Origin of the sequence: Pseudoalteromonas ardens, assembly GCF_030125445.1 — a bacterium.
GTDB classification, from domain to species: Bacteria; Pseudomonadota; Gammaproteobacteria; order Enterobacterales; family Alteromonadaceae; genus Pseudoalteromonas; species Pseudoalteromonas ardens.
Genome location: NZ_JASJUV010000006.1, coordinates 20,274 through 32,020 on the forward strand (window position 1 = coordinate 20,274; position 11,747 = coordinate 32,020).

Here is an 11,747-nt window from a genome sequence, read left to right on the forward strand (position 1 = left end):
TAGCAACTCCGGTAGTACAGATTATTAACGACTTTTTGCCGCCTGGCTGTGCTGCCTGCGCCACAGCGCAGGCGTGACGCCATAAGCCGCCTTAAACTGACGGATAAAGTGCGTTGTATCTGACCAACCCAGCTCTTCAACTAACGCAGCAATTGGTGTATGTGTGTGCAGCAAACGATTACAGGCCTCACCCAGGCGTTTTTTGATGAGCCACTGCCCTACGGAGTAGCCTGTTTCGCGTTTGAACAAGGTCGCCAGATAAGGGGCACTGACAAATACCGCACTCGCCACATCCTGCAAAGAAACCGGTTTTAAGCCCTGACTCTCAATATAGGAAAGGGCTGCGACGACTTTAGGGTGCATACCTGCGCGCCAGCTCACCGGCTGTTGTGCCAGTGACACCTCATGCAGCAGCAAAAAAACAAAACTCTTCATCACGTCAAGCGGTAAAGCATGCTGCAATGCGGCTTCAAACTCCTGATACAAAGTCTGCACAAACTCGACGCGCTCGCCAGATAGCGCCAATGCGGGTAAAGCACCTAAACGCACCTGCTGAAAGGGCTGCAACAAGCTGGATTCGGGCGTAAGCCCAAGACAGTCCGGGCAAAAGCTCATCCAGTGCACATGCAAATCAGACCCGGACAACAAAGTATGAGGCATGCCGCCGGGTACCAGTACAAACATGCCCTGTGTGGCTGTAAACGTTTCGCCATGTAACATATCCAGCGAGCCTGAGCGAATATAGCTCAACACACTTTCGCTGTGCGTGCCGTGGGGCTCCTGCTCCAGTGTCGCTACTTTCATCTGGCCACAGGCGGCAACATGGTTGGTCATTTTATTTCACTCACAATATTAAAATAAGCCGATTAATTCAAAAAGCAGACAATAACGTGCTACGGCTTTATTGAGAATAATAGACATCGACAAAACAATACACCGATTTACAGGAGAGACCTATGACTTTTTCACTCGTTTTAATAGGGTTGTCAGTCCACGTGCTTTTATGGGAAAAATTACCCGACTGGGGCACCTGGTTTAAGACTTTAGTGGCACGTTTACCAGCCCCCCTGGCCTATCTATACACGGCATGGCACTGCCCATATTGTTTTGGATTCTGGATAGCCCTGCTCCTGCAGCAGCTTACGGGTATCTATACTTTACCTGAACTGTCGTCTCTGACAGCCACATTCGGCGCAACTGGCACGGTACTCAGTATGAGTCTCGATGCTCTGGCCACTGCCCTGTTGATCATGGTTGGCAGTCTGGCACTAAAGGCGCTTGCATTACCGGCCATCAAGGGTCACGAGTTAACCATGGCATTTAAAGCTGGCTTGTCTGAAACACAGGCAAAATCATCACAGGAACACACCCATGACAATGCATAAGTTCAGTACAGCAAGATTAGAAATAATGCCTGCAACACCGGCTCTCAACACAGCACACGTACAACAGCTACTCGATTTGCTGACACCAGGCACACTACATTTTTTGCCCGATGACTGGCAACAGTGTCCGCACACTGCTGACCAACTAACCGACTGGATATCGGACAAACTAACACGCTGTGAGCTGCTACTGGTGCAGGACAAACAGACACACATTCTGGGCCTGGTTATGCTGTATGCAGCCGAAAACACGGTTCAGCTTGGCTACCTGATAGGCGAAGCGCACTGGGGACAAGGTTATGCCAGTGAATTGCTACAGGGTTTAGTAGCGCATCTGCGCACAGTTCAGCCCAGTGTTACACTCAATGCAGGTGTTGCAGCAGACAACCCGGCTTCTATCAAAGTACTGCAAAAAGCCGGCTTTGTGTGCTGCTCGTCTGAGCCGGGCAATACCAGCTCACAACTGTATTACACCCTTGCCAACAGAATAGTATGACTTGAGCACACACCGCGCTTCTGCTACTTTGCTCCGCAATGAATAATAACTCGCGGAGCAAGACCCGAAACGGTCTATCAGCATGCACTTTACTCCTTTCAGCCAGACACACATCACCGAACTCCTGACACGCTACGCGCAGCTACCCATTGAACAACAGATCATGCTGGAAGTACTGGCGCTGATCGGCAAGCCGGTTGCGATAAGTAGATTAAAACGCTTGCTGAACTTGCTGGTTGAAACCCAGGTGCACGACATCCCCGCGCTCAGTCAGGGTATGCTGCCCGAGCAGAGAACCGCACTGATCGAAGCCGGGCTGTTAATCAGTAACCAAAAAGGCCTCCGGGCTCAGCCGCTGATCGAGATTTCACTGTGCCACAATGCGCTTCGTCAGGATCGTTTTATCAGCACACTAAATTGTGCCGAACAAGTCGTGCCTGTGGTCAATTTATATGAGTGGGAACGCGATTTCTCTGATGAGCAACGCTTTATCCGCGATTTGCTTACCCTGGGCCAATACGATAAAGCCACTGCTTTGCTGTCATTTCACAAAAATCCGCAACACCTTGACCACCACACCAATCAGGTGCTGGTCAACACCCTGTTCTTTCCGGCAGATATTGAGCATCTGGCTGAACTGCCTCCGCAATTGCTGTATCAAGCATGCTCGACATTAATCCACAGCTTAAAAAGTGACTGTCAGAACAATTTTGCCGCATTTCAGCTTATTAAACAGCTCTGCGAACGTCAGCCGAATAATCAAACGCTGCATTGTTTACTGGCCGAGCAATATATTTATCGGGCGCAACTGGATCAAAGTGTCGCCGTACTGGGCAATGATAGCAGCTGCTATGCGCTTCAGTTACGTGCCATGGTCGCAATGTGCTCCGGCGAACACCAGAGCGCTTACGCATTATTTGAACAGGCAATGGTCGCTAAAAACAAACTTGCCCGGCGTAAGCAGCAATATCTGGGTGGCCTGCCCGGTTTGTTTCATAAATTGGCGACGCTGGTACAGGCCAGTCAGGGACAGCCTCAGCTGTTTAAATCGGTGCGTCAGCTGGTGCAGGCAGAGTCCGCTGACAAAAAAGCGCCAGGGTTAAATTATGTCCTTTTGAGCCTGGTCGAATATCTTGCAGAATGCCTCAGTGGTGGCCAGACATTCGTTAACCAATATCAGGAATATGAGGCATTTAGTAAAGCGAAGCCCTATGACTATGCACTGCTACAAATACTAACTGCTCTGGCGACGCACTGGACCGGGGGCCAGTTACAGGCCCAACAACTGACTCGTCTCAGTGAAGCCTGCAATACCTTCAGTGCAATACAGCAACCTTTGTTTGCCTGTATGGGTGCCGATCTGCTGGTGCTCCATCAGGCGCCTGTGCCACCACTGCCGCAGCGCCTTGTGGTTAACTTTGCCAAACTGGTAGAACAAAAAAGTGACTGGGAGCTGGCACTGGAAAAACTGCAAAGCCTGGCATCCACGCCACCATCCAGCGCAGATAAATCGTCGCAAACCCACCGGCTTGTCTGGCAACTTGAGCAATCTCGGTTTGAACTCACACTCAAGCCCAGAGAGCAAAAATTGGGTAAGCAAGGTTGGAGTAAAGGCCGCAATGTGGCCCTGAAGCGCCTGGTCGATGAGCGTGAGCGCTTTGATTACCTAAGCGATAAAGATAAAGAAATTATCGCTGCTATTCGGGTGTATGAAAACCACGGCTATTATGGTGGACGCACCTTTGAACTGGAAGGAGCAAACGCCCTGAGTGCCGCATCTGGTGCACATAATCTCTATCTGGGCGAAGATTTCAGTCGCGAAATAGAACTGACAGAATATCCGGCCGAGCTTCAGATCCGCGACAACGGCAATGAACTGATGATGTCGATACCCAACCTGCCGCAAGGCATAGACTATCGTTTACAACTCGAAGAGCGCGCAAGGCAGAGTGAGTACGCCTTTTTCCCGCTTCAGGGCCATCGCTATGGATTTACCCTGTTCACTCGTCAGCATCTGCAGGTCGCAGAGATCATCGGGGAAAGTGGTCTGGTCGTACCCAAAGCAGCCAAGCCCAAACTGCTTGAGAGTATCACAGCCATCGCGCCATTACTGAATATACAGTCCGACCTGGACGGCGTCGACACCGGGTTGACCACAGTTACACCTGCCAACGAACTGGTGATCAACATCACGCCTTATCAGGGTGGCCTGGAGTTTCACTGTGTGAGTATGCCCTTTGGCGATAAGGGCCCCATGTTGCACCCGGGCATTGGCAGCCCCAATCTGACCACAGAAATTGAGCATAAGCGGGTGGCCACCCAACGTGATTTAGCACAAGAACAACGCTGGATGGAGTCACTGGATGAACACTGTCCGGCATTTCTGGCGATGTCTGATAATCGTTTGCAACTGGACGACCTGGAAATGGCGCTCGAGGCACTTGAGCAGATTGAGCGGTGTGTTGCATCCGATATACCGGGCTTCACCTTAAGGCTGCGCTGGCCACGCGGGAAGAAGTTCCGCCTCAGCAACCCCCTTGAATCCCAACATCTGGCCCTGGCGATGAGCAAGCAAAATCAGTGGTTTGACGTCACGGGTGAACTTCAGGTCGATGATACACAAGTCGTAGAGTTGAAAAAGTTGCTGAGTCTGATGGCCACCAGCCATGGCCGCTTTGTCAGCCTCGACGGTGAACAAATCCTGGCACTGTCCCAAGACTTACGTAATCAGCTCGCTCAGCTTGATACCGTAACTGATCAGGGCCAGTTTCATCCGCTTGCCAGTGGTCAGGTCGCAGAAGCGACAACCGGTATGCGTATGAAAACCCTTCCCGCCTGGGAAGAGCAAAGCAAAAAAATGTACCAGGCCAATACGCTGACACTCACTGTGCCAGCGACCTTACAGGCGCAATTGCGCGATTATCAACTGGCGGGGTTTGACTGGGCAATGCGCCTAGCCCACTGGGGCGGCGGCGCTTGCCTGGCTGATGACATGGGACTGGGCAAAACCCTACAGGCACTGGCTGTGATCTTAGCACGTGCCAGTGAAGGACCTGCGCTTATCATCGCACCGACCTCTGTATGCTTTAACTGGCAACAGGAAGCGAGCAAATTTGCACCGGCATTAAACATGACCTTATTCAGCGATCACAGTAGTTCGCACGAGCGTGAGCAGCTATTAACTCAGGCTGGCCCGTTTGATTGTGTGGTGATCAGTTATGGTCTGCTGCAACGTCAGGCTGAGCTGCTAAAAGCAAAACACTGGCACACCATTATCGCCGATGAAGCCCAGGCGCTTAAAAACCCGCTGGCTAAACGCACCGTGGCCGCTTGTGCACTGAAAGGCGAGTTTAAAATGATCACCACAGGCACGCCAATAGAAAACAATCTGACCGAACTGTGGTCGCTGTTCCGTTTCGTCAATCCGGGTTTACTGGGCAACCTGAAGCGCTTTAATGCCCGCTTTGCTCAGCCAATGGAAAATGCCGAGCAAGACAAGCTGGCGGCACATAAAGCACGTCAAAGCCTTAAACAACTGGTCAAACCCTTTATTCTGCGTCGCCTTAAAAGCCAGGTCCTCACCGAACTGCCAGAGAAAACGGAAATTAACCTCACCGTTTCGCTTAGTGAGGACGAAATGACTTTTTATGAAGCACTGCGACAGCATGCCATTGACCAGATCATGGAATCTTCCAGCACCAGTTCGGCGGCAGAGCAACGCATCAAAATGCTGGCGGAACTCACCAAATTACGTCAAGCCTGCTGCCACCCGCAGTTGGTCATGGCTGAAAGCACTTTGCCAAGCAGCAAGCTGGAAGCGCTCAGTGAGCTGCTTAGTGAATTACGGCAAAACAATCATAAAGCACTGATTTTTAGCCAGTTTGTGGGTCACCTACAGATTATTAAAAATCTCCTTGAGCAAAGTAACGTGCCATATCAGTACCTAGATGGCAGTACCCCGGCTGCACAACGTCAGGAACGCGTCAACGCCTTCCAGCACGGCAATGGCGAAGTGTTTTTGATCAGCCTCAAAGCCGGTGGTTCAGGTTTGAATCTCACCGCAGCAGACTATGTGATCCATATGGATCCCTGGTGGAATCCGGCGGTTGAAGCACAGGCATCAGATCGGGCCCATCGAATGGGCCAGCAGCGTCCGGTGACCATTTATCGCCTTATTGCCAAGAACACCATAGAAGAAAAAATCGTCGCACTGCACCAACATAAGCGAGATCTGGCTGACCAATTGCTGGCTGGCAACGAACAGGCCAGCAAGCTGTCGGTTGAGGACATGCTTAACTTACTCAAAGAAACCTTTTAAACGCTGACCACAGTAATGTGACCAGCGCCCGGTATCAATGGTGATGATGGCTGAGCAACGGCTGTGAAGAAAACTGATGCAATATCAACTGGGGCTCAGCCAGGTCGACAAACACCGACCCCATCACGGTATTGCCTTGCCAGGTCCAGTTCTCATGTTGATGGCTGTTTAACGATACCGCAATCTGGTTGACACCAGCCTTAAACCAGCTGGCAGGCAAGTGGACGTATTGACCATATACACGCATTTTTTTCTCACCATTGATGAACAAATGGGCATGACCTGTCAGCCGCTGTTGCGCGTTTTCCACCACAGCGGGCGAATTCAGCACATAGTTGGCGATGTCAATTGTCAGGTTGAGGCCGTCGGTTTCATCCCGTACCAGGGTCAGCGCAACCCGGGGTAACAGGCTTTGTTGCTTGATTTCCAGGCTTTTGTGCTGATGAATGGCTTTATCAGCCTGGGCCGTCATGGTGATGAAAAACATGTTCGCAGCAATTAATATCGCTATTATTTTCATTATGTTACTCCTATTCACGACCCGGACCACCAGGCCTTATGCCACCACAACTGGTCAGTGCGTTACTTTGTAATTCACCGGCAAACCTGTCACCTATGGTATACGGAAATGTAGGAATGAGCTTGCCGTTATCATCCCGGGCAGTCACATGATAGTGATAACCCCGCTGCTCATCATAATGACCATTGTACTGATCAAGATAATTGCCGCCCTGTGCACTCAGTGCGCTGTTCCAGTAAAAGTCTTCTTTGAAGTAGCCATTTTCAGCAACCAGCTCATTACGTGATAACGTGCGTACTACAGTGTCGAAGCCTGGCCCACTGGAAACATTACGTGTTCCCTGACTGACATCATATTGGTCATTCAGTACACAGCTTCGTGCACCATCGCTACACCCGGTTGGCGCACTAGCGCGATAATCGCGGACTTCCCAACTACTGATAGCCAACTCCCCTTGCGACTCCCAGGGACCATATATGGCGTAACCATCTGCAGCATATCCATAAACAGGAGAGTGCCCGGTTCCTGTGTCACCAACCACCTTAGCCAGACAAGATGAATAATAGTGGTGGTGATAGTCTCCTTGTGCGGCATGACCGCCACACACATCCACGTCGTATTGTTCAGCAACCGGTGCCAGCGTTTGCCATATCCTTTCGTTGTTGTAACTCTGACCATCACCCCAGTTATATACAGAGGTCCCATTGACCCAAAAGCCGACTGTCCCTAACCCCGTTTCACAGGTGTCTGTATTCTGTGTGGGCTGATTGGGAAACGTGCCGGTTCTATCCATCACTTCTGGACAGACCGGTCCGGGCGGCCAGTAACCCTGCCCGGCATCCAGTGCACAGCTGCTATTGCTGTTGTAGCCAATATCCTGACCGAACTCGACCACATCCCCAAGCGCGACTTGCGGCGAACCTGTGGCAAAATCTGATGCAGCTCTGGGCCGGGAGGATAAGCTTGACAGCATTTCCTCATCGACCACTACTTGATAATCAGGCATGCCCGATGCCGTCACCACCGTATACTGTTGCCCGGATTGCTCCAGCGCACTCACCGCCTGCACATTGACCTGAGCAAGCTGACCTGCTTCATCCAGCATAATGGCGGCAGTGGCCCCATTTGAGTTAAGGATCCAGCCCGTCAGCGTATCGTTTTGGTCCGGATTATCCGGTGCTTCCTCACCGTTACCCTCTTCAGGCTCTGTATCAGAATCGCCCTCATCCTCATCTTCATCCCCAGGGTCAGGCGCTGCATCACCCTCACCTGCCGTCGAGTTCGTGTCACCGTCGGCGTTGTCTGTATCTGAGTCTGAATTATCCGAAGCCGTATCAGCATGTGCATTTGACTGGCTGGTGTTTGTCTCATCAACCGCGCTTGATTGAGTACTCTGACTGGTGCCCGTGGTCGTCTCTGAACCTCCAGAGCCGCATGCACCAAGCAGTGTGGCAGTGATAATCGCGGTCAGTATATTCAGTGTGCCGGGTTGTTTTATTGTGTTCTTTGATCCCATTGCCTGTCTCCGTTGCTGTTAGGCCTGTGAGCATCAGCCTAACGAGACAATGTGCAAACAGATGGCAAACAATGTGCAAAGAGTATGAAGTGCCCTTCAACACTCTGGTGACATTAACTTAATACACGTAACCATATAAAATATATAGATTTATCAACCCAAGAAATAACGCATATCTTTTGCCGCACTCGCTTGTTTATGACATTTAAGTTGCGGTACCATGCCACCCTAATAATAAATAATTCCTATCTAGGTTTGTATTACGCCCTATGACACTTGCAGATTTACAACCAAACGATTCAGCGATTATCGCAGGCATTGCTCACCCTGATGCAGCCCTGATCAGCCGCGTAATGGCACTGGGCCTGATCCCCGGAGAGGTGATCACCGTCTTAAATGTCGCGCCGCTGGGCTGTCCCATTCAGACTCAGGTTGGCAATACCTATATCAGTATCCGTAAAACTGATGCGCGTTTTATCCAGCTAAGCCGCTAACTTCAAGGAGTAAGATAACGTGAGAATCGCCCTCGTTGGCAACCCCAACTGTGGTAAAACCACCCTGTTTAACCGCCTTACGGGTGCCAGACAAAAAGTCGGCAACTGGCCCGGCGTCACTGTAGAGCGCAAAAGTGGCGAGCTAAGTCTACCAGGTCAGCAAGTTGAGTTAATTGATTTACCAGGCCTGTACAGCATGGCCCAAATTGACCCGGGTCAGGATGAACAAATTGCCATTGACTATATTTGCGCTCAGGATGCCGACCTGATCATCAACGTGATCGACTGCGCTAACCTCGAACGCAACCTGGTTCTGACGACACAAATGCAGGAAACGGGTACTCCCCTTATCGTGGTTGCCAACATGACCGATGTGGCACACCAGCAAGGCAAGGAGTTAGATCTGGACCTGTTAGCACAGCGTCTAGGTGTACCTGTCATCGCCATGGTCGGCTCGACCGGTCAGGGGCTCACTCAACTAACGGATGCACTGAGTGAGCACTGCACAGGCAAGCCCCCACAAAGGCGCACTCAACAAGCGCCTAATCCTGACCCCAGCATTGAAGACACCGTTAAGCGCTTCCAAAACGTCAAAACGCTCAGCAATGGCGTCAGTATCATGTCGAAAATGCGCTCTGACTTCACCACATCACTTGATAAACTGGTGCTGAACCGCTGGCTCGGGGTGCCGATTTTTCTGTTTATGATGTACCTGACGTTCACGATAGCGGTTAACTTCGGGGCCGTCTTTATTGATTTCTTCGACATTCTGATCGGCGCTATTTTTATTGACGGGACTAAGCTGCTGCTGGCCAACCTCGGTGCTCCCCAATGGCTCGGCGTCCTGTTAGGGGACGGCTTTGGGGCAGGCTTACAGCTGGTTGCGACCTTTATTCCAGTTATCGCCGTCTTGTATTTTTGTTTGTCGATTCTTGAAGACAGTGGTTATCTGTCACGTGCCGCCTTTGTGATCGACCGTCTGATGTCCGCCATCGGATTGCCCGGCAACGCATTCGTCCCTTTGATCGTAGGCTTCGGCTGTAACGTCCCTGCGGTCATGAGTGCCCGTACCATGAGCCGCGAGTCGGATCGCCTGCTCACAGTGATCATGGCACCCTTTATGTCCTGTGGCGCACGATTAACCGTGTACGCCTTATTTGCTGCGGCATTTTTCCCGATGAACGGTGCCAACATCGTATTTGCCTTGTATGTGTTTGGTATTTTGGTGGCTGTAGGTACCGGTTACCTGTTCAGAAAACGCGTGTTTAAACAAGAAAAAGTCCCCTCTTTTGTCGAAATGCCAGCCTATCATCTGCCCGTCTGGCGTAACCTGGTTATGACCACCTGGCAGCGTTTACGTAGCTTTATCACCCGTGCCGGGAAAACCATCGTATTTGTAGTTACTCTGCTGAGCATGATCAATTCCATCGGCACGGATGGCAGCTTTGGTCATGAAAACAGCGAGGCGTCTTTACTGTCTAAAACCGCGCAGGTTGTGACACCGGTGTTCGCACCACTGGGTATCGCAGAAGGTAATTGGCCAGCAACGGTTGGGATAGTCACAGGCCTGTTCGCCAAAGAGGCCATTGTGGGCACCATGGATGCCTTGTATGTGGGCGCACAGGAACAAACCGGTGAGTGGTCTCTCAAAGATGCTACAAATGAAGCGGTCATGACCTTATGGGACAATTCTGTTGATTTACTCAACAACTTGGGCGATCCACTGGGTCTGAGTGCCGTTGAAGAAGGCGGCGACGCAGGGAACGAGTTACTCAGTGCCATGGCTGCTCAATTCCATGGTCAGCTCGGGGCATTTGCCTATCTGGTACTGATCTTACTCTATACCCCGTGCGTGGCGGTATTGGGGGCCATTAAGCGTGAATCGGGCAGTGTGTGGATGTGGGTCGTCATCGGCTGGACAACCTCAATTGCCTACATACTGGCGACCCTGGTTTATCAAATCGGACAACTTGGTACGGCCGGGGCGTCGGCAATGATGTGGATAGTCCTGATGTTAGCAGCCTTGTTTGCCTGGTGGCTGATACTCGGACGCCTGAGCAAACATCTTCATGCTGTTCCGACTTATAAGATTGAATTAAGCTAAGGTTGAAATGACACGGGAGCCACTGGCTCCCATTATTTACTCTGCTTGTTCTGGTTTGACTTTCACCAACCCTAAACGTATGGCCGCAAAGTATAGGCCTTCTGCAGCCAGGACAGTCGGTAAAACCACCTTGATCCAGTAACCTTCTGACCCGTAAAAGTACCACAAAATGGCACTGATCACTGCCAGCAGAATACCCGCCACAGGCCCCGCACTCACCAGACTCAGTGCAATCGGTGCTTTGCAGCTACCGCATTTTAACTTGAATGGATTGGGGGTATTCAATACCGACATAAAAGAAATATCGCTGTCACATTTACCACATTTACTCATACTATTACTCTGTATATTAGGTTTTACTGTTCAAAATACTGTTTTGCGTCACTGGCGTACAGCACCCACATCGCTAACGCAGGATAGATAAACACATCCGCCAGCGCCCACAGAGGCATCTCGCCCTCAGCAGCAAGCAGCAAGTCGGCGCCCTGCACAAAGACACAAATCCACACGGTATAAAAAAAGAACTTACGTCCGCTGGGCTTTTTCTTTGCTATGTGCCACATCGCCACAAACTGGATAAACACCATAGTTAACCAGAACAGCATCAGGATCATGGCTTCCGGCGCCTGCTCAGATATCAGGTACCCCAATACAGAAGTGGCTAGCGGCCAAAGGCCATAGCCGACAAAACACACCAACACGGTGATTAACACCACAAAAGGGATCATAACTACCTTCTTTATATTGACTCAGGAGCGAGCCTGATTACGCAACTAGCTACACAACAGATCGTTATGCTCGGCCAGTCCATTTAAATGGTCGCGCAGTGTACAATATTGCGAAAAAAGAAAGAATAGTTGATTTACACTCTTATACATTTTGCACAGTGCCACCCTCTGGTTTCCCTATTCCAT

At 50.8% G+C, this 11,747-nt stretch carries 10 protein-coding genes; 5 read left to right on the plus strand and 5 right to left on the minus strand.

Translation table 11 applies throughout. The annotated features are described in order from the left end of the window. Positions 1-24 precede the first annotated feature (24 nt). Positions 25-834 (minus strand): helix-turn-helix domain-containing protein, encoded by an 810-nt coding sequence (locus QNM19_RS17295; protein WP_049865443.1) that lies wholly within the window; start codon positions 832-834, stop codon positions 25-27. Positions 835-956: 122 nt separating this feature from the next. Here QNM19_RS17295 and QNM19_RS17300 point away from each other — a divergent pair, with 122 nt between their 5' ends. From QNM19_RS17300 to QNM19_RS17310, 3 genes are all read left to right on the plus strand, one after another. After that, entirely contained in the window at positions 957-1,385 is a 429-nt protein-coding gene (locus QNM19_RS17300) for a hypothetical protein (protein WP_049865442.1), read from the plus strand. Beyond that, positions 1,372-1,881, plus strand: a complete 510-nt coding sequence (locus tag QNM19_RS17305) for a GNAT family N-acetyltransferase (protein WP_049865441.1) — start codon at positions 1,372-1,374, stop codon at positions 1,879-1,881. Before QNM19_RS17300 ends, QNM19_RS17305 begins: the two co-directional genes overlap by 14 nt. Positions 1,882-1,963: 82 nt before the next feature. Further along, a complete protein-coding gene (locus QNM19_RS17310; protein ID WP_284026999.1) occupies positions 1,964-6,199 on the plus strand; it encodes a DEAD/DEAH box helicase in 4,236 nt (1,411 codons plus the stop codon). A 34-nt stretch (positions 6,200-6,233) separates the two neighbouring features. Here the strand turns inward: QNM19_RS17310 and QNM19_RS17315 are convergent, their stop codons facing one another. Beyond that, positions 6,234-6,719: a hypothetical protein gene (locus tag QNM19_RS17315; protein WP_284027000.1), complete on the minus strand. Its 486-nt coding sequence runs from the start codon at positions 6,717-6,719 to the stop codon at positions 6,234-6,236. A 10-nt stretch (positions 6,720-6,729) separates the two neighbouring features. Next, a complete protein-coding gene (locus QNM19_RS17320) occupies positions 6,730-8,235 on the minus strand; it encodes a YHYH protein (protein WP_049865584.1) in 1,506 nt (501 codons plus the stop codon). A gap of 269 nt (positions 8,236-8,504) precedes the next feature. On the opposite strand from QNM19_RS17320, the gene QNM19_RS17325 reads away from it, so the two are divergent. Both QNM19_RS17325 and feoB read left to right on the plus strand, forming a co-directional pair. Next, positions 8,505-8,729 (plus strand): FeoA family protein, encoded by a 225-nt coding sequence (locus QNM19_RS17325; RefSeq protein ID WP_049865585.1) that lies wholly within the window; start codon positions 8,505-8,507, stop codon positions 8,727-8,729. A 19-nt stretch (positions 8,730-8,748) separates the two neighbouring features. Beyond that, the gene (gene feoB, locus QNM19_RS17330) at positions 8,749-10,833 is read left to right on the plus strand and encodes a ferrous iron transport protein B (RefSeq protein ID WP_049865586.1); all 2,085 of its coding nucleotides are present in this window, start codon (positions 8,749-8,751) and stop codon (positions 10,831-10,833) included. A 36-nt stretch (positions 10,834-10,869) separates the two neighbouring features. Here the strand turns inward: feoB and QNM19_RS17335 are convergent, their stop codons facing one another. Next, positions 10,870-11,166 carry a hypothetical protein gene (locus QNM19_RS17335; RefSeq protein ID WP_049865587.1) on the minus strand — a complete coding sequence of 99 codons (297 nt, stop codon included), beginning with the start codon at positions 11,164-11,166 and terminating at the stop codon, positions 10,870-10,872. Between the two features lie 23 nt (positions 11,167-11,189). After that, a complete protein-coding gene (locus QNM19_RS17340; protein ID WP_284027001.1) occupies positions 11,190-11,561 on the minus strand; it encodes a hypothetical protein in 372 nt (123 codons plus the stop codon). Between the last annotated feature and the right edge of the window lie 186 nt (positions 11,562-11,747).